22 protein-coding genes are annotated in these 24,032 nt (G+C 75.3%); 9 read left to right on the top strand and 13 right to left on the bottom strand.

All coding sequences use genetic code 11. The features are described 5' to 3' along the window. Nucleotides 1–3 precede the first annotated feature (3 nt). The gene (locus ACYQBY_RS01140; protein ID WP_459641970.1) at nucleotides 4–594 is read right to left on the bottom strand and encodes a hypothetical protein; all 591 of its coding nucleotides are present in this window, start codon (nucleotides 592–594) and stop codon (nucleotides 4–6) included. Between the two features lie 64 nt (nucleotides 595–658). Between ACYQBY_RS01140 and ACYQBY_RS01145 the strand changes: the two genes are divergently transcribed. After that, nucleotides 659–1,156: a hypothetical protein gene (locus ACYQBY_RS01145; protein ID WP_459641971.1), complete on the top strand. Its 498-nt coding sequence runs from the start codon at nucleotides 659–661 to the stop codon at nucleotides 1,154–1,156. Between the two features lie 104 nt (nucleotides 1,157–1,260). Continuing rightward, entirely contained in the window at nucleotides 1,261–2,313 is a 1,053-nt protein-coding gene (locus ACYQBY_RS01150) for an ATP-binding protein (RefSeq protein WP_459641972.1), read from the top strand. Nucleotides 2,314–2,330: 17 nt separating this feature from the next. On the opposite strand, the gene ACYQBY_RS01155 is transcribed toward ACYQBY_RS01150, so the two are convergent. From ACYQBY_RS01155 to ACYQBY_RS01175, 5 genes are all read right to left on the bottom strand, one after another. Beyond that, a complete protein-coding gene (locus ACYQBY_RS01155) occupies nucleotides 2,331–2,897 on the bottom strand; it encodes a hypothetical protein (RefSeq protein WP_459641973.1) in 567 nt (188 codons plus the stop codon). A 13-nt stretch (nucleotides 2,898–2,910) separates the two neighbouring features. Beyond that, entirely contained in the window at nucleotides 2,911–4,059 is a 1,149-nt protein-coding gene (locus ACYQBY_RS01160) for a zinc-dependent alcohol dehydrogenase (protein ID WP_459641974.1), read from the bottom strand. An 80-nt stretch (nucleotides 4,060–4,139) separates the two neighbouring features. Then, nucleotides 4,140–4,805 carry a hypothetical protein gene (locus ACYQBY_RS01165; RefSeq protein ID WP_459641975.1) on the bottom strand — a complete coding sequence of 222 codons (666 nt, stop codon included), beginning with the start codon at nucleotides 4,803–4,805 and terminating at the stop codon, nucleotides 4,140–4,142. A gap of 137 nt (nucleotides 4,806–4,942) precedes the next feature. Continuing rightward, on the bottom strand, nucleotides 4,943–6,340 hold the full coding sequence (locus ACYQBY_RS01170; RefSeq protein WP_459641976.1) for a glycoside hydrolase family 43 protein: 1,398 nt from the start codon (nucleotides 6,338–6,340) through the stop codon (nucleotides 4,943–4,945). Nucleotides 6,341–6,483: 143 nt separating this feature from the next. Then, the gene (locus ACYQBY_RS01175; protein WP_459641977.1) at nucleotides 6,484–7,971 is read right to left on the bottom strand and encodes a family 43 glycosylhydrolase; all 1,488 of its coding nucleotides are present in this window, start codon (nucleotides 7,969–7,971) and stop codon (nucleotides 6,484–6,486) included. Nucleotides 7,972–8,412: 441 nt separating this feature from the next. Between ACYQBY_RS01175 and ACYQBY_RS01180 the strand changes: the two genes are divergently transcribed. Then, entirely contained in the window at nucleotides 8,413–9,894 is a 1,482-nt protein-coding gene (locus ACYQBY_RS01180; RefSeq protein ID WP_459641978.1) for a family 43 glycosylhydrolase, read from the top strand. 70 nt (nucleotides 9,895–9,964) lie between these two features. Here the strand turns inward: ACYQBY_RS01180 and ACYQBY_RS01185 are convergent, their stop codons facing one another. The 4 genes from ACYQBY_RS01185 to ACYQBY_RS01200 form a co-directional block, all read right to left on the bottom strand. Then, complete coding sequence (locus ACYQBY_RS01185) at nucleotides 9,965–10,729, bottom strand: AIM24 family protein (protein ID WP_459642433.1); 765 nt, start codon at nucleotides 10,727–10,729, stop codon at nucleotides 9,965–9,967. 2 nt (nucleotides 10,730–10,731) lie between these two features. Then, entirely contained in the window at nucleotides 10,732–11,403 is a 672-nt protein-coding gene (locus tag ACYQBY_RS01190) for an AIM24 family protein (RefSeq protein ID WP_459641979.1), read from the bottom strand. Next, a complete protein-coding gene (locus tag ACYQBY_RS01195) occupies nucleotides 11,403–12,026 on the bottom strand; it encodes an AIM24 family protein (protein WP_459641980.1) in 624 nt (207 codons plus the stop codon). The genes ACYQBY_RS01190 and ACYQBY_RS01195 overlap by 1 nt, the downstream gene beginning before the upstream one ends. Nucleotides 12,027–12,158: 132 nt before the next feature. Then, nucleotides 12,159–13,082 carry a LysR family transcriptional regulator gene (locus ACYQBY_RS01200; RefSeq protein ID WP_459641981.1) on the bottom strand — a complete coding sequence of 308 codons (924 nt, stop codon included), beginning with the start codon at nucleotides 13,080–13,082 and terminating at the stop codon, nucleotides 12,159–12,161. A gap of 115 nt (nucleotides 13,083–13,197) precedes the next feature. On the opposite strand from ACYQBY_RS01200, the gene ACYQBY_RS01205 reads away from it, so the two are divergent. After that, a complete protein-coding gene (locus ACYQBY_RS01205; protein WP_459641982.1) occupies nucleotides 13,198–14,568 on the top strand; it encodes an MFS transporter in 1,371 nt (456 codons plus the stop codon). 13 nt (nucleotides 14,569–14,581) lie between these two features. Further along, nucleotides 14,582–15,736: a zinc-binding dehydrogenase gene (locus tag ACYQBY_RS01210; RefSeq protein ID WP_459641983.1), complete on the top strand. Its 1,155-nt coding sequence runs from the start codon at nucleotides 14,582–14,584 to the stop codon at nucleotides 15,734–15,736. A gap of 45 nt (nucleotides 15,737–15,781) precedes the next feature. On the opposite strand, the gene ACYQBY_RS01215 is transcribed toward ACYQBY_RS01210, so the two are convergent. Beyond that, on the bottom strand, nucleotides 15,782–16,663 hold the full coding sequence (locus ACYQBY_RS01215; RefSeq protein ID WP_459641984.1) for a PAC2 family protein: 882 nt from the start codon (nucleotides 16,661–16,663) through the stop codon (nucleotides 15,782–15,784). 123 nt (nucleotides 16,664–16,786) lie between these two features. Between ACYQBY_RS01215 and ACYQBY_RS01220 the strand changes: the two genes are divergently transcribed. Beyond that, entirely contained in the window at nucleotides 16,787–17,560 is a 774-nt protein-coding gene (locus tag ACYQBY_RS01220) for an HAD family hydrolase (protein WP_459641985.1), read from the top strand. A gap of 62 nt (nucleotides 17,561–17,622) precedes the next feature. Here ACYQBY_RS01220 and ACYQBY_RS01225 read toward each other — a convergent pair whose 3' ends face one another. Continuing rightward, on the bottom strand, nucleotides 17,623–18,603 hold the full coding sequence (locus tag ACYQBY_RS01225; protein ID WP_459641986.1) for a RecB family exonuclease: 981 nt from the start codon (nucleotides 18,601–18,603) through the stop codon (nucleotides 17,623–17,625). A 127-nt stretch (nucleotides 18,604–18,730) separates the two neighbouring features. On the opposite strand from ACYQBY_RS01225, the gene ACYQBY_RS01230 reads away from it, so the two are divergent. The 3 genes from ACYQBY_RS01230 to arc all read left to right on the top strand — a co-directional run bounded on the left by ACYQBY_RS01230 (nucleotide 18,731) and on the right by arc (nucleotide 22,877). Next, nucleotides 18,731–19,885, top strand: coding sequence for a M50 family metallopeptidase (locus tag ACYQBY_RS01230; protein ID WP_459641987.1), 1,155 nt, complete (start codon nucleotides 18,731–18,733; stop codon nucleotides 19,883–19,885). Between the two features lie 88 nt (nucleotides 19,886–19,973). Further along, on the top strand, nucleotides 19,974–21,092 hold the full coding sequence (locus ACYQBY_RS01235; RefSeq protein WP_459641988.1) for a tRNA (adenine-N1)-methyltransferase: 1,119 nt from the start codon (nucleotides 19,974–19,976) through the stop codon (nucleotides 21,090–21,092). Nucleotides 21,093–21,173: 81 nt separating this feature from the next. Beyond that, nucleotides 21,174–22,877, top strand: a complete 1,704-nt coding sequence (arc, locus tag ACYQBY_RS01240; protein WP_459641989.1) for a proteasome ATPase — start codon at nucleotides 21,174–21,176, stop codon at nucleotides 22,875–22,877. Between the two features lie 70 nt (nucleotides 22,878–22,947). Here arc and ACYQBY_RS01245 read toward each other — a convergent pair whose 3' ends face one another. Further along, on the bottom strand, nucleotides 22,948–23,916 hold the full coding sequence (locus tag ACYQBY_RS01245; RefSeq protein ID WP_459641990.1) for a helix-turn-helix domain-containing protein: 969 nt from the start codon (nucleotides 23,914–23,916) through the stop codon (nucleotides 22,948–22,950). Nucleotides 23,917–24,032: the final 116 nt, after the last annotated feature.

Genomic DNA, 24,032 nt, shown 5'->3' on the forward strand with positions numbered 1-24,032 from the left:
GGATCAGTCGTGCACGACCTGCTCGCGGGGGTCCCAGCGCCACACCAGCTCCCCGAGCAGCGCCCGCGCCTCGCAGAGCCCCCCGTGCCCGGCCGGCAGCGGGCAGCGCACCCGGAAACCGTCGACGCCCGGTGCGGCGTCCCCGTCCAGCCACGCCTCCTGCGAGCGCTCCACCGCCGAGCCGGCGGGCAGGTCCTGCTGGAGACCCGGCCCCGGGGGTGCACCGAACGCCCGCAGCGTCCGCAGGGCCGCGACGAGCTCCGCCACCGGGCCCCCGGGGAGCTGCGCCACCCACCGGCTGGAGGCGCACGCGCCGCCGGCGGCCGCCGCGTCCTGCACCACCGGGTGCCCGTCGGGCGCCCGGTGCGCGGCGGTCACCGTCGTCCCGGCGGCCCACCCGCCGCGGGCCGAGCGCACGAGCACCTCGAAGGAGGACGCCACGTCCACCACCTGCCCGTTGCGCCGCTTGGCGTAGAAGCGCGGGTACTCCTGGAAACCCTCGACCCGCGCGGTGGGGGGCTCGGGCGCACCCGCCGCCGCGATCCGCCGCTGCTGCCGCGTCCGCTGGTCCTGCACCGGGTCCCACCTGCGCACCCCGGAAGCATGTCACCCGGCGCCGGCGTGGGCGCACCGGTGCCGCTCCTGCCACACTCCTCGGATGGGCGAGGACGCCGGGATGGTGGAGGTCACGCTGCTGCGGGTGCCGCTGCTGCTGCGCGAGCGCTCCACCCAGCACGGCGCGGAGCTGATGCGCGAGCTGGCCCTGATCGCCATCGGCGCGGCGGAGGGGTCCGCGCCCTCCCCGCCGCGCCGGCTGCTCGACCTCGCCCACGAGGTGCAGACGACCCTGGGGCCTTTCCTCACGCAGGCCACCGGCGAGCTGGACGAGGCCCTGGCCCGGGGGGAGGAGTTCGCGGACGTCACCTATGCCGTGCCGCGCTCGATCACCCCGGTCCTGGTGCACATGGCGCAGGTGCAGGAACAGGCGGAGGAGTTCTGCCGGGAGGGCCGGTACCTGCTCACCCTCGCCGCCCCCGAGGACGTCCTGGCGTTCCGGACGTGGCTGATGGAGGAGTTCCACCGGCAGTCCGCGGGGGAGGCGCCCCGCCCCTGGCCGGAGGCCGCGACCCCCTCCGGTCCGCCCGGCACCGGCTGAGCCACCGGTTCCCGTCCGGACGCGGGGCACGGTCCCCTCCGGGCCGCCGCGGGACGCCACCTGCCGGGCGCGACCGACGGGCCCGCTCGTGTCAAGGTGGAAAGGTGCCCCGGGACCCCACCACCGACGCCACGACGGTGCAGGTGCGGCTGCTGGGTGTGCCCCTGCGGATCCGCGCCCGCCTCGTGCGCCACCTGGAGGGCCTGCAGCGGGAGCTCGCCCTCGTGCAGATCGGCGGCGAGCGGGGCGCGGGGACCTCGCTGCCCCGGCGGCTGCTGGAGCTGGCCGTCGAGCTGGAGACCACCTACGCCCCCTACCGGGCCCAGCCCGCGCAGGACATGGCGGACGCGCTGGCGGCCGGGGCGGAGTTCCTCGACGTCGAGTACGCCGCCACCGCGCGCTCGGGGGCCTACATCCGGCACCTGGGCGACGTGCTGGAGGAGGCCGACGAGTTCTGCCGCGCCGAGCAGCACCTGCTGACGCTGCCGGCCGGCGCGGAGCTCGTGGCCTTCCGCCGCTGGATCTTCGGGGAGATCGTGCGGCAGCTCGCCGGGGAGGAACCCCGCCCCTGGCCCGGCGCGGCGCCGGGGGAGCGCCCCGCGGCCCGGCCTCCCGGTCACGTCCCCGCGCCGGCCCTCCCCATGCCGGTCCCCACGCCGGTGGGTCCCGTCCCCGTGTCCGCTGCCGCGCCCGGGGGTGCCGCGGCCGGCCGGCTCCTGGCCGAGCCCCTCGTGCTGGAGTCCGCGGCCAGCGCGGCCGCCGCGGCCCGCCGCTACGTGCGCCGGGCCCTGCGCGAGCTCGACGCCGCCGACCTGGAGGAGCCTGCCGAGCTGGCGGTGTCGGAGCTGGTGACCAACGCGGTGCTGCACGCGCACACCGCCTTCACCGTCGCGGTGCGCACCACCCCCGGCGGCCGCGTCCGCGTCGAGGTCAGCGACACCTCCCCCGTCCCCGTGGAGGTGCGCGCGTTCGGGACCTCGGCCACGACGGGGCGCGGCCTGCAGCTCGTGGCCGCCTCCTCCGCCGACTGGGGGATCGACCCGCTGCCCGGCGGCCCGCACGCGGGCAAGACGGTGTGGTTCGAGCCGCAGGCGGCTCCGGCCGTTCCCGCCGCCGGGGCGCAGGAGTGGGCCGCCGAGCTGGAGGCGCTGCTCTGAGGGGACCCGCCGCCGCCTCAGCCGCGCCGGCGGCGCCGCACGGCCCGCACCACCGCGACCCCGAGCCCGCCCGCGGCGATCCACGGCCCCAGGACCAGCACGGGGTCCAGGGCCTGGTGGTGCACGTCCACCCGGCCGCGCCCGAGGCGGGAGGCCAGCGGGTGCGCCCCGATCTCACCGAGCACCCCGCTCTGGGTGAGGGGCTGGTCCGGGCGGCGCGTGGCCAGGGACGCCACCTGGCTCTCCAGCGCGTCGACCCGGTCGGCGGCGATGAGGACCAGCCAGTGCGCGTTGCGGGCCTCGCTCCAGCGGCGGTAGGCGAGCCTGCGCAGCACCCCGGACAGGCCCTTCGTCGGGACGGCGGTGCCGAACACCGGGGTGAGGCGGGCGTGCTCCAGCGAGCGCTCGCGCGGCTCGTGCTCGACCTGCTGCACCGGCTCCACCGGCTCGGGGTCGGCGACGGGCAGCTCGCGCGGGACCGAGGGCCGGTCGCGGGGGTCCAGGTCGGCGCCCCAGCCGGGGATGCGGGCGCGCAGCTGCTCGGGCGACTCCGGCAGCGGGGGTTTCCTCGCGGTGTACGGCACGGTGCGGCCTCCCTCAGCCGGCGTTCGGGACGACGAGCGGCTTGATGCAGCCGTCGAGCTTGGCGGAGAAGACGTGGTACGCCTCGGCGATGTGCTCCAGCGGGAACCGGTGGGTCACGATGTCGCTGGGCTTGAGGTGGCCGTTGCGGATGTGCTCGAACAGCCGCGGCCACTGCCGCTTCACCGGCGCCTGGTTCATCCGCAGCGTCAGGCCCTTGTTCACGGCGTCGCCGAACTTCACGGCGCTGGGCACGGGGCCGTAGGCGCCCATCACCGAGATGGTGCCGCCCTTGCGGACCGAGTCGATCGCCCAGTTCAGCGCCACCGGCGAGCCGCCCTGCAGCTTCAGCTTCGCGCCGGTGAGGTGCTGCAGGAGGTTGCCGTCGGCCTCGGCGCCCACGGCGTCGATGACGCGGTCGGCCCCGAGGTGGCCGGTGGTCCGCTTCATCTCCACGACGATGTCGTCGTGCTCGGCGAAGTTGTACGTCTCCGCGTGGGCGAACGTGCGGGCCTTCTCCAGCCGGTGCTCGAGGTGGTCCACGACGATCACGCGCCCTGCCCCCATCAGCCACGCCGACCTCGCCGCGAAGAGGCCCACCGGCCCCGCGCCGAACACCGCGACGACGTCGCCCTCCTCGATGTCGGCGAGCTGCGCGCCGAAGTAGCCCGTGGCCAGGGCGTCGGTGCACAGCACCGCGTCCTCGTCGTCCATCCAGTCCGGGATCCGGGTGGGACCGACGTCGGCGAAGGGCACCCGCACGAACTCCGACTGCCCGCCGTCGTAGCCGCCGGCGGTGTGGGAGTAGCCGTAGATCCCGCCGACCGCGGTGGCGTTGGCGTTGACGTTGTGGCAGTTGGAGTGCAGGCCGCGGGCGCAGAAGAAGCAGGACCCGCAGAAGATGTTGAAGGGCACCATGACGCGGTCGCCGACGGCGAGGTCGCGCACCGCGGGGCCGACCTCGTGGACCACACCGATGAACTCGTGGCCGAACGTCGTCCCGATCCGGGTGTCCGGCATCAGCCCGTGGTACAGGTGCAGGTCCGAGCCGCAGATGGCCGCCATCGTCACCCGCACGATCGCGTCGCCCGGGTGCTCGATGCGCGGGAGGTCCTTCTCCTCCACCCGGATCCGGTACGGACCTCGGTAGACCATCGCCCTCATGCCGCCACCTCGCCGACTCCCGTCCCAACGCTGCGCCAGCAGCCTCACACGGTGCGGCCCGGCGCGCGCGGCGGGAGCGCTCAGGCGGGGTCGCCGTCCCGGGACCGGGTGCCGGGTGCCGGGCCGGGTGGCAGACCGGGCGGCGTCGCCGGCGGCAGACCGGGCGGGGTCGCCGGCGGCAGACCGGGCGGGGTCCCGGGGGTGGGGTCCAGGGCGCTGCGCTCGTAGCGCCCGTCGGTGTAGCGGCGCAGGACGCGCAGCCGGTCGGCGACCTCGGCGTAGACGTCGGTGCGCAGCCGCACGCTGCCCTGGCGCAGCCGCTCCAGCACGCTGAGGGCTTCCGAGAGGGGGGTGCTGCCGTCGGCCCCGCCGGGCACCTCCCGCAGGTCCGCGGGGACGGAGCGCAGGCCGCGGGTGACCTCCAGCAGGGTCGTGCGCAGCACGTGCAGCTCGTGCTCGTGCTCGGCCAGCCACGGTTGCGCGGACTCGGTCTCCAGGGTGTCCAGGAGGTCGGCGAGGTCGCGGGCGGCGTGGGTGTAGGACTCCGGCAGCCCCTCGGCGAGGACCGTCACCTGCGCCAGCGTGCGGTGCTCGGCAGGCGGCGGCAGGGGCGGCGCCGGCAGCCGGCGGCGCTCGCGCAGGGCCGCGCGCTCCTCCGCGGCGTCGAACCACGAGGCGACGAGGGCCAGCAGGTACCACAGCAGCGGCACGGCCGCCACGACCAGCCACCACCACTCCACGCCCATGCCAGCAGTGTGCACCGGTGGGCGCCGTCGTGGGGGCCGCACCACCCCGCACCGGCCGCGGCGCGGGGCGGGCGGGGTGGCGCGGGCCGGGGGGAGGGCGGCCCGGCGCACGGGGGCGGTGCGCCGGGCCGCCCGGCTCAGGAGCCGATGCGGAACGTGGCGTCGGCACGTTCCCCGGCGGGGGAGGAGGCGGAGAGCTCGTCGATCCTCAGGGCGAAGCCGGAGTGGCGCAGGTAGCGGGTGGGGACGTTGTGCGAGCGGAAGGAGGTCCACCCGGAGTTCGCCAGCCCGGCGGTGCGGTGGAAGGTCGCATCGGCCCGGAAGCCCGCCGTCCCGTCGTTCGCGGCCAGGCCGACCACGAACCCGGCGTGCCGCAGGAAGTGGCCGGGCACGTTGACGGACTCGAAGGAGACCCCCGCGGAGTCGGCCAGGCCGGGCACCAGGCGCCACATCGAGTCCCGGTGCGGGTCGAAGGGGTATTGGTCGATGCGCGCGGCGTAGTTGGCGTGCCGCACGAAGTGGTCGGGGAAGTTGTAGGACTTCAGGCGGTTCCACGCCGGCGCCCCCCAGCGGGCGAGGAGCGCGTCGTGCTCGGCCTGGCTGATCTCGGTGATCGTCTGGTGCTTGGAGTGCAGGGGCTGGGTGAACTGCGCGTTGCCCAGCGGGGACCACACGCCCGTCGCGAGGTCGGTGGAGCGCCACACGGTGGCGTAGCCGTTGCGCGGGGCCCAGTTGTCCCCCCACAGGTACCAGACGTTCTGCCCGATCGCCTTCACGACCGTGGGCGCCTCGGTGCCCACGGGCCCGCGGTAGGCGGCGGTGAAGACACCCCGGTCGAAGCTGCGCGGCGCGAGGGAGGAGGACCGCGCGCCCATCAGCGTGAAGTCCGACTCGCGCTTGAAGTACAGGTACTGCACCCCGTTGTGGGTGGCGAAGCTGCCGTCGATGACGTTGAAGCCGGGGTCGAAGTAGACCTGGTGGACGCCGACGCTGCGGAAGTCCGACGTGTAGTTCACCATCAGGACGTTGCGGGTGCCGTCGTTGGCGGAGTAGACGATGCCGTACTGCCTGCGGCCCGCGTCCCAGATGACCTCCGGCGCCCAGGAGTGCGTCGGGAGGGAGTGCAGCCTGATGCGGCGGTAGCCGGTGAAGCTGCGCAGGTCGGCGGAGTCCCAGACGTGGATGTACTGGTTCTGCTCCGCCCAGTTCGTCCCCTTCAGGTCCGTGGCCAGCACGACGAACGTCCCGTCCTGCTTGCGGTGGATGTAGGGGTCGCGCAGCCCGCCCGTGCCGGAGGTCGGCACCACGACGGGGTTGTTCTGGTTCAGCGGCGTCCAGTGCAGCCCGTCCCTGCTGACCGCCAGGTGCAGGCCGTAGGAGGCGACCTCCCAGTTCGGCGACTCCGCGAAGTAGCCCATGACGTACGCGGCGGGCGTCAGGGCGGTGGCGGAGCGGGCGGTGGCCGTGGTGAGGGCGGTGGCGGCGAGGGCGCCGAGGGCTCCGGTGACGACGCTGCGTCGGCTCACGGCGTGCATGGATCTCCTGGGGTGGTCTCGGTCCGGGCGCCGCGGGGCGCCGCGGGTGGTGCCGGGCGGTCGTCGCCGCGGGATCGACGCCGCAGGACGGGGCAGGGCGGGTGGGGTGCGGTCGGCCGCACCCCACCCACCCGACGGCCGGATCAGGCCGGGCGGAGCTGCCACTGCTGGCAGGCGTTGTTCAGCGAGGTCCACTGGCGCACGTTCGCCCCGTCGGTGGTGGCGCAGTTCTCCACGTCGAGGGCCTTGCCGCTGCTGCGGTTGACGATGCGGACCCACCCGCCGACGGCGCTGGTGGCCGGCTGGAACTCCTGGCAGGCGTTGGCCAGCCAGGTCCACTGCTGCACGTTGCCCCCGTCCGCGGCGGCGCAGTTGGCGATGTCCAGGCTCTTGCCGCTGGCGACGTTCACGATGCGGCTGTGCTCGTTGTAGCGGTCCTCGAAGCGCCAGCGCTGGGCGTTGTTGCCGTTGCAGGTCCACTGCCGGACGTTGGCGCCGTCCGCGGTGGAGGCGTTGACCACGTCGAGGCACTTGCCGCTGTTGCGGTTGACGATGGTGAAGGTGCCCGACGTGGTCGTGGTCTCGCCGGCGGGGCCGGGAAGCGAGGCGCCGAGGCGCACCGGGACGCCCAGGTTCGGGGTGCCGTCGGCGTTCCACGTCACCTTCTGCGCCCGCAGGGAGCGGCCGTTGTCGCAGCCGTCGGTGGCCGCGTCGTTGGCGTGGTAGACGTTCCAGGTCTCCGTGCCGTCCGGGGAGGTGAAGAACTGGTTGTGGCCGGGGCCGTAGACGCTGTTGGCGTCGCTGCGCTGGAACACCGGGTTGGGCGCCTTGGGCCAGGAGGACGCCAGCGCCGGGTCGCCGCCGTTCCACGTGAGCATCCCGAGCTTGTAGTCCGGCGTCCAGCAGCCGCTGGCGGAGTACACCAGGAAGGTCCTCCCGCCGCGCTGCAGCAGGGCGGGGCCCTCCTGCACCGGGTGGCCCTGCCGCTCCCACGCCAGGGTGGGGGTGGAGATCTGCGTGCGCGGGCCGGACGGCGTCCAGGGGTTGGACATGGGCATCACGGCGAGGTTCTGCGTGCCGCCGGCCTGGATGCTGCCGAAGAGGTGGAGCCGCCCGCCGAGGTTGGCCACGCTGCCGTCGATGAACCAGTCGTCGCGGCTGGGGTCGAACAGGCGGTTCTTGTAGACGTAGGGGCCCATCGGGTCGGTGCCGACGCTCTCGAGCACGTGCATGCGCTGGGTGTTGTTGTAGTCCTGCACGCACTGCCCGGCGGTGTAGTACAGGTACCAGCGGGTGCCGTTGGGCCCGGCGAGGCGGTGCAGCTCCGGCGCCCACATGTTGCAGCCGCGGGAGGTGTTGGTGTCGGTGTAGACGGCGACGTCGGGGGCGCTGGAGAGACCGGCGAGGGTGCGCGAGGTCCGCATCGTCAGCGTCGAGGCCCAGCTCGTCGCGATCATGTAGTAGTTGCCGTCCGCGTAGGTGATGTGCGGGTCGGCGCCCTTCTGGGGCTTGATCGCGTTGGTGAACGTCTGCCCGGGTGCGGCGGTGGCGGGCACCGCGGGCACGGCGGCGAGGAGTCCCAGGGACAGCAGGGCGGCCGAGAACGCCGCCCGGAGACGGGGCGAGGGCATGAGGTGTCCGTTCTCGCGTCGTCGTCGACGCGATCGCATCGTCAGGGGGTGACGAGGGGCGGACCGGGCGGACCCGGGCGGAAGGTGTGAGCGCTAACATCCACGCCGGGGCGGCGTTCCGTCAAGTCCTCGGCCGGCGCGGCGCCGCACGCGGCGACCCGCCGCGCCGGCGGCCGCGGTTACCGGCCCGGAGGTTCGTCTGGCGGCCGGAGACCCTGTCGCAGAGGCGTCCCCGCACGCCCGCCTCCTCCGATCGGCGTAGTCAGTTCGGATCGTCTTGCCGTGGTCACACCTGCCGGGTACCTTCCGTCATCGGTTGTTAACGTTCACAACCGCGGGCCAGCGCCGGTCCGCCGGTGCCCCGCGCACCGCCGCGCACGGCGCAGCCCTCCGGAACGGATCGGCGCACGGCCGCGGGCCGTCGCGCACGGGAGGAAGCACATGGTCGTGCACCACCGCCGCACCCCCCAGCGGGCAGCCGCGTCCCGCTGGTCGAGGTTCCTGCGCAGGACCCTGCCCGCGGCCCTGGCCGCCGCGGCGCTCACCACCGCCGTGCCGGCCCCGGCGTCCGCGCAGTACGTCGACATCTCCAACTCGGTGGTCCAGCAGCGCGCCGACCCGGCCGTGATCCGGCACAGCGACGGCTACTACTACATGACGGCCTCGGTGCCGGACTACAAGCGCCTGGAACTGCGCCGCTCCACCACGCTGCAGGGCCTGGGCTCGGCCGCCACCAGCACGGTGTTCACCGCCCCGTCCACCGGCCCGCTGAGCGGCTGGATCTGGGCGCCTGACGTCCGCTTCCACGACGGCGCCTGGTACATGTACTTCTCAGCCTCCCCCTCCAGCGCCACGTTCGACCACCGGCTCTACTACGTGCGGAACACCTCGGCCAACCCGATGACGGGCACCTGGTCCGCTCCGCAGCGGATGTACACCCACACCGAGTCCTTCCAGCTCGACCCGCACACCTTCGAGACCGGCGGGCGGCGCTACTTCTCCTGGGCGCAGAAGGACCCGGCCAGCGGCGACAACAGCCACGTGTTCGTCGCCGAGATGGCGACCCCCACCACCATCCGCCGCGAGACGGTGACGACGATCGCCCGGCCGACCCTCGCCTGGGAGCGGGAGGGCTACCCGGTCGCCGAAGGCCCGCAGGCCGTCATCAGGAACGGGCGGGTGTTCATCGCCTACTCCGCCGCCGCCACCGACGCCCGCTACAAGCTGGGCCTGGTGTCCGCCTCGACGTCCTCGAACCTCACCGACCCCGCGTCCTGGACCAAGTCCGCCACGCCCGTCTTCTCCACCGCCAACGGCGTCTACGGCCCGGGCCACGGCAGTTTCACCGTCGCCGAGGACGGCCGGACCGACATCCTCGTGTACCACGCCCGTGACTACGACCCGCCGAGCCCGGACGCGCTGCGCGACCCCAACCGGCACACGCGGATGCAGCAGTTCTTCTGGGGTGACAACGGCTACCCGGTCTTCGGCCAGCCGCAGCCCGGCCGGACCCCCCTGGGGATCCGCGGCCGGCACAGCGACAAGTGCGTGGACAACTACGGGTTCGACAGGACCCCCGGAGCGCTGGTGCGGCTGTACGACTGCAGCGGCAACGCCGCCCAGCAGTTCGAGTTCGACTACCTGGGCAACCGCTACTACCGCATCCTGAACCGCAACACGGGCACCTGCCTGGACAACGCCAACGGCAGCACCGCGCTCAACGCCGACGTCGGCCTGTACCCGTGCAACGGCTCCACCGCCCAGCAGTGGGGGATGCGCGACCGCGGCAACGGCTGGTTCCAGCTGTACAACGTGGCCGGGCGCACCTGCCTGGACAACTACGGCTTCGACACCGCCAACGGGGCGCGCCTCTCGCTGTACACGTGCGGCAGCGCAGCCGCCCAGCTGTGGCGACGCGGCTGACCTGCCGCACCGCGTGAGGAGGGGACCGGCGCAGCGCGCCGGTCCCCTCATCACATCGGCCGCGCCGGCCTCAGCCCTGCTGCTGCTCCATGAGCCTGCGCTGGATGACCTGGCCCAGGTGCTGCAGCTGCGCGGGGGCCAGGGACTGCACCTCGCCCTCCAGCCGCCGCAGCGCGTGCGGGTCGTCGATCATGCGCTCGCTGGACTGCAGCAGGACGGTGCCGGCGCCGGTGAAGTCGTACTGGCGCTCCTCGCCGCTGCGCACCCCGAACAGCGCGCCGCGCGCCGCGCCCAGGAAGTGGCCCATCCAGCCGGCGTCGAAGTGCAGGGACGGCGCGGGGCAGTCCGCCCACCCGACGAGGGCCTCGGGGTCCACCCGCACCGGCGGCTCGACGAAGATGACCGGCCCGGAGGAGGAGGCCAGGAACTTCCCCGTGCCCAGCAGGGTGAGGAACCCCGGGATGATCGACTCCTTCAGCTCCAGCGACGCGTCGAACGCGAGCAGGTTCGCCGCCCGCACCGTGAGGTTGCCGTCGTCGAGGTCGTAGGAGTTGATGTCGTAGCCCCGGTCGCCGAGCACGACGTGACCCGAGCCGTTGGCCACCACCCAGTCCCGCGAGTACAGCGGGGAGGAGAACCGCGTGGCGACCATCCCCGTCAGGGACGTCGCCATCAGCGGCTCGAAGCGGATGCCCTGCCCGCCCGGCGCCGGGTAGTAGGCGATCATCCGGCCGGTCTGCATGAACAGCGGCTGGGTGAGGCGCACGCAGTAGGCGTAGGCGTTGCCCGGGACGTTGTCGTGGTCGGGCAGCGTGGTGGGGTCCAGCGGCTGCATGCTCACAGCTTCTCCTCCGATGCCTGCACGTAGACCGTCCCCTGACCGGAGACCTTCAGCTGCACGGCTTCCCCGGAGCCGCGCCCGACCGCGTCGCGCCAGCTGACGCTCGCGCCGACGTCGATGCGCAGGTTCCCCACGGAGGCGACGAACGCCTGGGGGTCCACCACGATCTGCCGGCCCCCGCCGACCTGCAGGGGGAAGGTGCCGCCGTGGGAGAGCAGCGCCACCGAGCCGCGGCCGGTGAGCTGGGTGGTGAACATCCCCTGCCCGCTCACCGCCCCGCGCACCGCGCCCATCAGCCCGCCCTGCTGGCCGAGGAACACCACGGAGGAGGACAGGTGCGCGTCGTGGGCGAGGAGCCGGTCGGCCTCCACCGACATCGTCGAGGAGCCGTCGAGCTCCACGACCGTGACGTGGTGCCCGTGGTGGCCGTAGTGGACCGAGCCGGTGCCCTCGGCGACCATCATCGCCACCGCCTCACCGGCCATCGCGCGGCCCAGGGCGCTGGCGATGCCCCCGCCGCCGTAGCCGCCCTGGCCGGGGCCGGCGGAGACGGGGGAGAACCGCACCTGCCCGCTGTAGGCGATCATCGCGCCGCGGCGGGCGAGGACCTCCGCGCCGGGCCGGACGTCGGCGCGCACGACCTTGCTGGTGACCTTCTCGAACGCCATCAGCCCCGCTCCTCCGGCTGCACGTAGACGACCCCGTCGCCCTCGAACTTCAGGCTGAACGCCTCCCCGGAGCTCTCCCCGGTGAGGTTGCGCCACGACACGTCCGTGACGAACGACTGGCTGACGCGGCCGCGGCTGGCGATGAACGCCTGCGGGTCCACCACCAGGGGGAACTGCGGGCTCACGCGCAGCGGGATGGGCGGGCCGCCGGCGGAGAGCAGCGCCACGGGCCCGGAGCCGGTGACCTTCGTGGTGAAGAGGCCCTGCCCGCTGCTGGCGCCCTGCAGGCCCGCGAACACCACGTCGGTGCGCAGCCCCTCCGACAGCGCCAGGAGCTGCTCGGACTCCACCCGCAGCTCGTCACCCGCGAGGTCCACGAGCACCACGTCCATCGCGGAGACCGCGAAGTGGACGGTGCCCTTGCCGCGGACCTCCATCAGCTTGAGGGACTCACCCGTCACGCGCTGCGTCAGCGCCGCCCGCAGGCCGCCACCGCCGCCCATGCCGGCGGCCTTGAACTGCACGTCGCCCTCGTAGGCGACCATGGAGCCCGACGCGGCCCGCACCGTCTCCCCGTTCAGGTCCACCACCAGGACCTTCGAGCCCTGCAAGCGCCAGTTCACGCGCGTCCTCCCCGTCGCGGACGAGAGCCCGCGGTCGGGTCGGCCCCGGCCGCGGCGGCTCCGATCATGCCAGCCGCTCCCGGAGCGGGGAACGGGCGCCTCCCGCCCCCGGTTCCCCGCCCCCGGCGCTCCTCAGCCCCCGGCGGCCGGCAGCGGCCCGTGCAGGTCGTCGGCGCGCTCGCGCACGAGGTCGTCGAGCAGGTCCGTGACGGCCTCCACCCGGGCCAGGCCGGCGTGCTCGCGGGGCACGGCCACCCAGTAGCGGCGCCGGAACTCCAGGTGCGGCAGCACCGGCACCAGGCGGGGGTCGTGGCGCCCCACGTACTGCGGCAGCGGGGCGATGCCCACCCCCGCCGCGGCGGCCTGCCACTGGGCGACGAAGTTCGTGGACTGCACCGCCGCCGGCCGCGGCAGCACGTCCTGCAGGACCCGCAGCGGCGCCACGTCCAGCAGGGCGTCGACGTAGTGCACCACGGTGTGCCCGGCCAGGTCCTCCACCCGCCGCAGCGGCGGGGCCCGGTCCAGGTACTCCGCGCTGGCGTAGAGCCGCAGCACGTAGTCGGTGAGGTGCCGGCGCGCCAGCCGCGCCGAGGACGGCGCCTCCAGCGTCACCAGCACGTCGAAACCGCGGTTCGTCGAGGGCACGTGCGCGGTGGCCGTGACCAGCTCGACCGTCAGGTCCGGGTGCGCCCGCACCAGCGGCCCGAGACCGGGGGCCAGGACGCAGGAGCCGAAACCGTCGGGCGCCAGGACCCGCACCGTGCCGGACAGCTCCCCGCCCGGGCGCTCCGGGCCGCGCCGGCCCAGCCTGCGGGTGGCGTCCTGCAGCGCGGCCTCCACCGTCGCGGCCGGCTCCAGCAGGCCGCGCCCGGCGGCGGTGGGCACCCAGCCCGCCGGGCCGCGGTCGAACAGCCGGTGCCCGGTGGAGCGCTCCATCGCCATGACGCGCCGGCCGACGGTGGTGTGGTCGACGCCGAGGGAGGCCGCGGCCTGCACGAGCCGCCCGTGCCGGGCCAGGGCCAGGAAGACGCGGAGGTCGTCCGCGGACAGCTCCACGGCTGTGCATGCTCGCACAACGCCGTGCCGGATCGCTGGTTGCCGGGCCGCGCCGGGCGCGGGCACAGTGTCCCGGTCACGGGCACCCAGGCGTGCGGCGGAAAGGCACCTCCTCATGACCGGCACCAGTTCCCAGCCCGGCTCCGTCACCGAGACCGACGCGGCCCGCAGCAGCCTGCCCCGCGTCGTGGGCGCCAGCGTCGTGGGCACCGTCGTGGAGTGGTACGACTTCTTCCTCTACGGCACGGCCGCCGCGCTGGTCTTCCCACGGTTGTTCTTCCCCGAGAGCGACCCGCTCGTGGGGACGCTGCTGTCCTTCGGCACCTACGCCCTCGGGTTCGTCGCCCGGCCGGTCGGCGGCCTGGTGTTCGGGCACTACGGGGACCGCCTCGGGCGCAAGAAGCTGCTCATGTTCAGCCTCGTCCTCATGGGCGTGGCGACGTTCCTCATCGGCCTGCTGCCCACCTACGGGCAGGTCGGCGTCCTCGCCCCGATCCTGCTGGTGTTCCTGCGCCTCGTGCAGGGCTTCGCCGTCGGCGGGGAGTGGGGCGGGGCGGTGCTGCTCGTCGCCGAGTACGGCACCCCGAAGCGGCGCGCCTTCTGGGCGAGCTGGCCACAGGCGGGCGTGCCCGCGGGCAACCTCGTGGCCGCCGCCGTCCTGGCGATCCTGTCGGCCACCCTGTCGGACGAGGCGTTCTTCGCCTGGGGCTGGCGGGTGGCGTTCCTGCTCTCCGCCGTCCTCGTCATCGTCGGGTACTGGGTGCGCCAGTCCGTGGAGGACAGCCCCGTCTTCCGCCAGGCGCAGCAGCGCAGCGCCGAGCGCGGCGCGCCGCCGAAGCTGCCGGCCGTGGAGGTCGTGCGCGGCTACCCGCGCGGGCTGCTCACCGGCGCCGGGCTGCGCTTCGGGGAGAACATCGCCTTCTACATCATCACCGCGTTCTCCCTCACCTACGCCGTGGAGGTCGGGACCGTCTCGCGCACCGTGGCCCTCAACGCCGTGCTCGTCGGCGCCGCCGTGGAGGTGTGCGCCATCCCGCTGTTCGGCGCGCTCGCCGACCGGGTCGGGCGCCGGATCGTCACCGCGGTCGGCGCGGCCGGGATGGTGCTGTGGGCGTTCGCGTTCTTCCGCCTGCTGGACACCGGCGCCACCGGGCCGGTCATCGCGGCGGTCGTCGTCGGCCTCGTCCTGCACGGGGCGATGTACGGCCCGCAGGCGGCGTTCATCTCCGAGTGCTTCCCCACCCGGCTGCGCTACACCGGCTCCTCGATCGCCTACCAGCTCACCTCGATCGTGGCCGGTTCCCTCGCACCGATCATCGCGGTGGCGCTGCTGCGGGAGACCGGCTCGTCGCTGCCGATCTCCGTCTACATGGCCGCGAGCTGCGCCGTCACCGTCGTCGCGGCCCTGACGGCGCGCGACCGCACGGGGGTGCCGTTCGAGCAGATCGACGCCGAGGAGACCGCCGCCGCGGGCGCCGCCCGGTGAGCAGCGGCACCCGGTGAGCGGCGGCACCCGCACCACCCGGGGCGTCGTGCTGGAGCGGGCCGGCGCCCCCGCCCCCTACGCCGGCAGCCGGCCCCTCGGCGTGGTGGAGGTGGACCTCGCCGCGCCCGGGCCCGGGGAGGCGCTGCTGCGGGTCACCGCCGCCGGCGTCTGCCACTCCGACCTCTCCGTCGTCACCGGCGAGCGGCCCCGGCCGCTGCCGCTGCTGCTGGGGCACGAGGGGTGCGGGGTCGTGGAGGAGACCGGCCCCGGGGTGCGCAACGTGCGCCCCGGGCAGTCGGTGGTGGTCTCCTTCGTGCCCAGCTGCGGGACGTGCCGGCCGTGCACCGCCGGGCGCCCGGCGCTGTGCGAGGCCGCGGACACCGCCGCGCGCGCCGGGACCCTGCTGGGCGGCACGCGCCCGTTCTCCCGCGCGGGGCGGCCGGTGCACTCCCACCTCGGGGCGTCGGTGTTCGCCGGGCACACCGTCGTGCACGCCTCCTCCCTCGTGCCCGTCCCCGACGACCTCGACCCGCGCGACGCCACCCTGTTCGGCTGCGCCACCCTCACCGGCGTCGGCGCGGTGCTGCACACCGCCGCCGCCGCACCGGGGGACTCCGTGGCCGTGTTCGGCCTCGGCGGGGTGGGCCTGGCCGCGGTGATGGGCGCGCACCTGGCCGGCTGCCACCCCGTCGTGGCCGTCGACCGGGTCGCGGCGAAGGTGGCCCTGGCGCTGGAGGTGGGTGCCACCCACGGCGTGGACGCCGCCGGGCGCGACCCGGCGGACGTCGTCGCGCAGATCCGCGACCTCACGGGCGGCGGCGCCGACCACGCCTTCGAGGTCGTCGGGGCGCCCGCGGTGTTCGAGCAGGCGTGGGCGGCCACCCGGCGGGGCGGTGCGACCGTGGCGGTGGGGCTGGCCGGTGCCGACGCGGCGCTGCGGCTGCCCGCCGTGACCCTGGTCGCGGAGGAGCGCCGCGTGCTGGGCAGCTACATGGGCTCGGCGGTCCCGGCGCGGGACGTGCCCCGCTACGTGGGGCTCTTCCGCGCCGGGCGGCTGCCGGTGGACCGGCTGCGCAGCGGCGTGCTCGGCCTCGACGGGGTGGCGGCGGCGGTGGACGCCCTCGCCGCCGGTTCCGCCGTGCGCCAGGTGGTGCTGCCCGGCACCTGAGCGGCCCGTGGGCCGGAACTGGTCTGGCCGGGCCGGGCGTGGACCTCAGCCCCGCCGGGGCGGGTCGTCCCGGCGGCGCAGGTAGCGCTCGAACTCCCGGGCGATGGCCTCGCCGCTCGCCTCGGGCAGCTCGGCGGTGTCCTTGGCCTCCTCCAGCTGCTGGACGTACTCGGCGATCTCGGAGTCCTCCTCCGCCAGCTCGTCCACCCCGTGCTCCCAGGCGCGGGCGTCCTCGGGCAGGTCCTCCAGCGGGATCGCGATCTCCAGCAGCTCCTCCACCCGGTGCAGCAGCGCCAGGGTGCCCTTGGGGGAGGGCGGCTGCCCGACGTAGTGGGGGATCGCCGCCCACAGCGACAGCGCCGGGACGCCCGCCGCGGCGACGAACTCCTGCACCACCCCGACGATGCCCGTGGGCCCCTCGTAGCGGGAGCGCTCGATGGCCAGGCGCTCAAGCAGGTCCTCGTCCTCGCTGGTGCTGGTCACCGGCAGCGGCCGGGTGTGCGGCACGTCCGCCAGCAGCGCCCCCAGCGTCACGACCAGGGAGGCCCCGTGGGCCTGCACGTGGGAGACGAACTCCCGCGCGTACGTCTTCCACCGCATCGACGGCTCGATGCCCTGCACGAGCAGCACGTCGCGGGCGGAGTCCGGCGGGCGCGCCCAGGACACCCTCGTCGTCGGCCACACCAGCTCGCGGCGGCCGTCCTCGTCGAGGTGCACGGTGGGGCGGTTGACCTGGAAGTCGTGGTACTCCTCCGGGTCGAACTCCGCCAGCTCCTGCGCGTCCCACACCCGGTGCAGGTGCGCGATGGCCTGGCTCGCCGACTCACCGGCGTCGTTCCAGCCCTCGAAGGCCGCGAGGACCACCGGGTCCCGCAGCTGGACCGGCGGCCTGCCCGCAGGCGGCGGGGGACCGGGCAACTCAGACACGCACGCACCTCCGTACCGGCCCCGTGCCGGTGCCCCAAGACTAGGGCGTCGGCGCGGGGGCGCCCGGCACGGCACCGGCGGAGCCGCCGCCGGGCGGCCGGGGGCGCCTAGACTCTCGCGGCGATGAGCTCACCCACCGCCCCCGCGACCACCCCCGCAGCCGTCCCCACCCCCGCGGCCGTCCCGGCCCCGGTTCCCGCCCCGCCGCGCGACCCGGCCCTGCCCGAGGCCCTGCTGTGGGACATGGACGGCACCCTCGTGGACACCGAGCCGTACTGGATCGCCTGCGAGCAGGAGCTGCTCGCCGGCCTGGGCGTGCGCTGGAGCCACGAGCACGCCCTGCAGCTCGTCGGCAGCGCCCTGCCCGACGCCGCCGCCGTCATCCGCGACCACGTCCTCGCCGAGGGCGGCCCCCGCCTGGAGCCGGAGCGGATCGTCACCGACCTGCTCGCCGGGGTCGTGGCGAGGGTGCGCGTGGCCGTGCCCTGGCGCCCCGGCGCGCTGGAGCTGCTCACCGCGGCGCGCGGGGCGGGGGTGCGCCTGGCGCTGGTCACCATGTCGTACCGCTCCCTGGCCGACGTGGTCGCCGCCCTCGTGCCCGGCGGTTTCGACGTCGTCGTCGCCGGGGACGAGGTCGCCCGCGGCAAGCCGCACCCGGACCCCTACCTGCGTGCCGCGGAGCTGCTCGGGGTGCCCGCGGAGGCGTGCGTGGCGCTGGAGGACTCCCCGACCGGGGTGCGCTCGGCGGAGGCGGCCGGGTGCGCGACGGTCGCCGTGCCGCACATGGTGCCCATCGAGGCCGCGCCCGGCCGCAGCCGGGTGCCGTCCCTGGAGGTCGTGGACCTGGCGGTGCTGGCGCGCCTGCGCGGCGGGGAGGTCCTCGACCTGCTGGGCTGAGCCCGCGGCACGCCGGCAGGCAGCCGGGGGGCGGTGCCGGGCCGGCGGCGGTGGGTGGCCGCTCAGCCCCCGGCGGGAGCCGTACCCGTGGAGGACGCGCCCGCGGCGGTCGCCCCCGCGGGGGCGGTGACCGCCAGCGGCAGCGGCACCGCACCGGCCGGCAGGGGCGGCGGGGTGCCCCCGAACGCCGGGCAGCGCACCTGGTGGTCGCACCACCTGCACAGCTTCCCCGGCGAGGGGCGCCAGTCACCGCTGGAGCCGGCCCGCTCGATCGCCGCCCACAGCGCCTTCACCTTGCGCTCGGTGGCCAGCAGCTCCGCCTCGTCGGGGGTGTAGCGCAGCACGTCACCGGAGCCGAGGTACATCAGCTGCAGCTGGCGCGGGACGATCCCCTTCAGCCGCCACAGCACCAGCGCGTAGAAGCGCATCTGGAACAGCGCCTTGGCCTCGAACAGCTCCGAGGGCGCCTTGCCCGTCTTGTAGTCCACGACCCGCAGGTCCCCCGAGGGGGCCACGTCCAGCCGGTCGACGATGCCGCGCAGCACCAGGCCCCCGTCGAGCAGCGTCTCCACCCGCACCTCCCGCTCGGCGGGCTCCAGCCGGCGCGGGTCCTCCATCTCGAAGTAGCGCTGCAGCAGCAGCTCGGCGCTGTGCAGCCACGCGCGCAGCTCGGCCTCGGTGTCCGCGGCCTCGGCGGGGAACAGCGCCGCCACCTCCGGCTCGCGCTCCAGCAGCTCGTGCCACTGCCCCTCGACCATCGAGCGGGCCGCCTCAGGTGTGCGCTCGGCCGCCGGCAGGTCGAACAGCCGCTCCAGCACCGAGTGCACGACGGTGCCGCGCACCGCGGCGGCGCTGGGCGCCTCGGGCAGCCGATCCAGCACGCGGAAGCGGTACAGCAGCGGGCACTGCATGAAGTCCGCCGCGCGCGAGGGCGAGAGCGACGGCTTGCGCGGCGCCGCGGAGCCGGGGGAGGAGCCGGACGGGGAGCCGGACGGGGAGGGGGCGCCGGGGGCGCCGGCACCCGGTTCGGTGGCCGTTCGCATGCGCTCCACCATAGGCGGGGCCTGCGACACCCCGGGGCGCTTCGCGCACACGCCCACCGGGCCGCTCCCCGGGGGCGCCCGGGGACCGGGGGGCGGGGGCGCGCCGGCGGGGACCTAGGATCGTGCGGTGCCACCCCGTTCCCCCGAAGCAGCCGGCGCCGGCGCCGAGGGAGGCCCCGCCCCGCACGGCGGTCTGCTGCTGGGACGCGTCCGCGGCGTGCCGGTGCAGCTGTCGGGCTCCTGGTTCCTCTTCGCCCTCGTCATCACCGTGGCGTTCGCGCCCCGCGTCGGGTCCCTGGTGTCCCCGGCCGCCACCTACGCCGTCGCGTTCGGCTACGCCGTGCTGCTGCTGCTGTCCGTGCTGGCCCACGAGGTGGGGCACGCCGTCGTGGCGCGCGCCGCCGGCATGCGCGTCACCGGCATCACCCTGAACGTGTGGGGCGGGCACACCTCCTTCGCCGACGAGACCCCGGGGCCCGGGCGCAGCTTCCTCGTCGCCGTGGCCGGGCCGGTGGCCAACGCCCTGCTCGCCGTGGCCGCCTGGGCGCTGCTCGGGACCCTGGAGCCCTTCACCGTCACGGCGCTGCTCGTGCGGGCGCTGCTCGTGGCGAACGTGCTCGTAGCGGCCTTCAACCTCCTGCCCGGCCTGCCCCTGGACGGCGGGCACCTGCTGGAGGCCCTCGTGTGGCGGGTGAGCGGCGACCGGCTCACCGGCACCACGGTGGCCGCCTGGGGCGGGCGGGTGGTCGCCGCGGGCATCCTCGTGGCGGCCGTCGCGCTGCCCCTGGCCGCCGGGGGGCGCCCGGAGCTGTTCAGCGTGGTGTGGGCGGGCATCTTCTCCGCGCTGCTGTGGCACTGGGCGGGGGAGGCGCTGCGCTCGGCCCGCGCCCGCCGCCGCCCGCCCGTGAGCGCCGGGCAGCTGCTGCGCCCCGCGATCGCCGTGCCCGTGGGCGCCACCGTCGCCGACGTCGTGGACCGCGCCCCCGCCGCGGGCCGCCCACCGGAGATCGTGCTCGTCACCGACGACGGCGTGCCCGTGGCGGTCGTGGACGGCGCGGCGCTGCAGCGGGTACCGGTGGAACGCCGCCGCGGGCTGCGCGTGGGGGCCACCGCCCGCGCCCTGGGGCCGCGGCCCGTGCTGCGCGCGGAGACCTCCGGGCAGGCGCTGCTGGAGGCCGTCACCCACTTCGGCCTCGGCGAGCACGTCGTCGTCGACGCCTCCGGCGCCGTCATCGGGCTGCTGCGCGGGGAGGACGTCCTCACCGCGCTGGGCGCCCGCTGACCCCCTGGCACGCGATCCCGCGGGTCTCCCGCGGCACCCACCACCCCACCGCAGCACCCCCCCACCGCAGGACCCGACCGGAGGACCCATGAGCACCCCGCCCGAGCCCCACGAGGACGCCCCCACCGGCGGCGAGGCGAGGCCCACCGGTGCGGCGGGGCGCCGCGGGCCCCTGCGCGAGGGGGAGCGCGTCCAGCTCACCGACCCCCGCGGGCGCATGCACACGATCACGCTGGCGGCCGGCAAGGAATTCCACACCCACCGCGGCAGGTTCGCCCACGACGACCTCATCGGCCGCCCCGACGGCGCCGTGGTGCGCAACACCGCGGGCGTGGAGTACCTGGCGCTGCGGCCCCTGCTGGCCGACTTCGTGCTGTCCATGCCGCGCGGGGCGGCCGTCGTCTACCCCAAGGACGCCGGGCAGATCGTGCAGATGGCCGACGTCTTCCCCGGCGCCCGCGTCCTGGAGGCCGGCGTCGGCTCCGGCGCCCTGACCATGTCGCTGCTGCGCGCCGTGGGCGATGACGGGCGGGTCTTCTCCTTCGAGCGGCGCGAGGACTTCGCCGCCATCGCCCGCGGCAACGTGGAGACGTTCTTCGGCGGTGAGCACCCGGCCTGGCGCCTGCAGGTCGGGGACCTCGTGGAGGCGCTGCCCGCCGCGGGGCTGCGCTCGGGCGAGGACGGCGCCGTGGACCGCGCCGTCCTGGACATGCTGGCCCCCTGGGAGTGCCTGGACGCCGTCGCCGACGCGCTCGTGCCCGGTGGGGTCCTCATCTGCTACGTCGCCACCGCCACCCAGCTCTCCCGCCTCGCCGAGGCGGTGCGCGACGGCGGCCGCTGGACGGAGCCGGAGGCGTGGGAGTCGATGGTGCGCGGCTGGCACCTGGAGGGCCTGGCGGTGCGCCCGCAGCACCGGATGGTCGGCCACACCGGGTTCCTGCTCACCACCCGCCGCCTCGGCGACGGCGTCCGCCCGCCGCTGCGCAAGCGCCGCCCCGCCCCCGGCGCCTACCCCGTCGACGCGGGGGAGGACACGCCCGACCTGCCCCCCGGCGAGGGCGGGGACTGGAGCGCCGAGGACCTCGGCGAGCGCCCCGTCTCGGCCAAGAAGGTCCGCCGCGCCGCCCGGGAGGCCACCCGCGACGCCGGCCCGGCCGGAGCCGCCGGCGGTGGCGCAGGTCACGAGGAGATCGCGGACAGGCACTGACGCCGATCTCCGGGTTAGTGTCGAGCGCACCACCGTCCCCGGGCCTGGCGGCCCGGGGCTGGACGACGGGAGAGGTGCGCCATGACGGATCCCCACGGTCAGCAGTTCGGGCACGGCCAGCCGCACGGACCCGCCCACGAGCGGGGCCAGCGCAGCCCCCTCCTCCTCGAGCAGCAGCTCGAGGCCACCCGCGCGCGTCTCGCGCAGACCAGCACCCAGAACGAGCGCCTCGCCGCGACCCTGCGCGAGGCGCGCGACCAGATCGTCTCCCTGCGCGCCGAGGTGGACCGCCTCGGCCAGCCCCCCGCCGGGTACGGCACGTTCCTGCAGACCCACGCCGACGGCACCGCCGACGTGATGACCTCCGGGCGCAAGATGCGCGTGGCCCTCAGCCCCGCCGTGGAGGCCTCCGCGCTGCGCCCCGGCCAGGAGGTCATGCTCAACGAGGCCCTCAACGTGGTCGCCGCGTGCGGCTTCGAGCAGGTCGGCGAGCTCGTCGCCGTCAAGGAGCTCCTCGACGGCGACCGCGCCCTGGTGCTGGCGCGCGCCGACGAAGAGCGGGTGGTGCGCCTGGCCGCGCCGCTGCTCGACGGCCCGCTGCGCGTGGGGGACTCCCTCACGGTCGACACCCGCTCCGGCTTCGCCTTCGAGCGCATCCCCAAGGCCGAGGTCGAGGAGCTCGTGCTGGAGGAGGTGCCCGACATCGACTACTCCGACATCGGGGGCCTGGCGGGGCAGATCGAGCAGATCCGCGACGCGGTCGAGCTGCCCTTCCTGCACGAGGACCTCTTCCACGAGCACGGCCTGAAGGCGCCCAAGGGCGTCCTGCTGTACGGCCCGCCCGGCTGCGGCAAGACGCTCATCGCCAAGGCCGTGGCCAACTCCCTGGCCAAGAAGGTCGCGGCGCTGCGCGGCAACACCGAGTCCAAGAGCTACTTCCTGAACATCAAGGGCCCGGAGCTGCTGAACAAGTACGTCGGGGAGACCGAGCGGCACATCCGCCTCATCTTCGCCCGTGCCCGGGAGAAGGCCTCCCAGGGCACCCCCGTGGTGGTGTTCTTCGACGAGATGGAGTCGCTGTTCCGCACCCGCGGCTCCGGGGTCTCCTCCGACGTGGAGACGACGATCGTGCCGCAGCTGCTCAGCGAGATCGACGGCGTGGAGCGGCTGGAGAACGTCATCGTCATCGGCGCCTCCAACCGCGAGGACATGATCGACCCGGCGATCCTGCGGCCCGGCCGCCTCGACGTGAAGATCAAGATCGAGCGCCCGGACGCCGAGGGCGCCCGCGACGTCTTCGCCAAGTACCTCACGCCGAACCTGCCGATCCACCCGGCCGACCTCGCCGAGCACGGCGGGGACGCCGCCGCGGCCGTGGCCGCGATGATCCAGGCGACGGTGGAGCGGATGTACACCGAGAGCCCGGAGAACGAGTTCCTCGAGGTCACCTACGCCGGCGGGGACAAGGAGGTCCTGTACTTCAAGGACTTCAACTCCGGCGCGATGATCCAGAACATCGTCGACCGCGCCAAGAAGATGGCCATCAAGGACCTGCTGACCACCGGGCAGCGGGGCATCCGGGTGGAGCACCTCCTCGCCGCGTGCGTCGACGAGTTCAAGGAGAACGAGGACCTGCCCAACACCACCAACCCCGACGACTGGGCCCGGATCTCCGGGAAGAAGGGCGAGCGGATCGTCTTCATCCGCACGCTCATCCAGGGCAAGAAGGGCACCGAGGCGGGCCGCTCCATCCACACCGTCGCCAACACCGGCCAGTACCTCTGACCGGTTCCCGCCCCTCCCGGCGGGGCGTTCCGCGGTCCGATGCGGAGCGCCCCGCCGCTCAGGCGCCCCGCTAGCCCCGCCGTGCCGCGCCCGCGGGGGCGTTCTGCGCCACCCAGTCCCGCGGCGTCAGGCCGTAGGCGCCGCGGAAGCGGCGGGCGAAGTGCCCGGCGTCGGGGAAACCCCACCGCCGCGCCACGACGGCGATCTGCGGGCGGGCCGCGGCGGTGTGGGCGAGTTCGGCCCGCGCCCCCTCCAGGCGCTGGCGCACCACCCACCCCGCCGGCCGCAGCCCCCGCGCGGCGAAGACGGCGTGCAGGTGGCGCACCGAGACGTCGTGCGCGGCGGCCATGTCCGCCGGGCCGAGCCCCGGCTCGGCCAGGTGCTCCTGCGCCCAGGCGGTGACGCGGGCGAACAGGGACTCGCCCATCGCCTCCCGGTGCGCCCGCTCGTCCGTGCCGACGGAGGTGACCAGGGCGCGCACCAGCTCGGTCGTCGCCGCCGCCAGCATCGCCCGCCCGTCCGGGGAGGGCAGCGCGACCACGGCCCGCGGCAGGTCCAGGACGTGCCGGCGGAGGAGGTCGTACAGGGGGCTGGCCGCCACGTGCGGCACGGCGCGGCGCACGGCGTCCACGGGCAGCGCGAGGCGGGCGTGGTCGACCTGGAAGGACTGCGCCGTGCACGGCCCGCTCGCGTCCAGGTCGTACGGGCAGGTCAGGTCCAGCAGCCGCAGCGCCCCGGGGCGCCCCTGCCAGCGCAGCTCCCCCTGCGCGAGGCGGTGCTCCCCGGCCAGCGTCACCGCCACGGAGACCCGCTCGGGCGCGGCGGCGCGCAGGTGCCCGCCGGTGCGGGTGAGCCGGTAGCCGCTGGTGGTGTGCCGGTTGAGGTCCGTGCCGGGGGCGAGCCGCCAGAACTCCACCCGGGCCTGCACACCGGGCTCCGCGCGGACCCGGGCGGGCAGCGTGGCGGTGTCCAGGGCCGCCTCGAACAGCGGCGCGCGCTCGCGCGGCGGCACGGCCGAGGTGTCCAGCAGCAGCGTCACGACCCGCCTCCCGAGCGCGCACGTCCCCTCCGCCGGGGAAGCGTAGCCCTGCGCGCACGGGAGCGGCCCGGGAGCGCACCACCGCACCCGGTGGCGGTGCACCCGGTGCCCGCGCC

Source organism: Kineococcus anabasis (genome assembly GCF_054590795.1).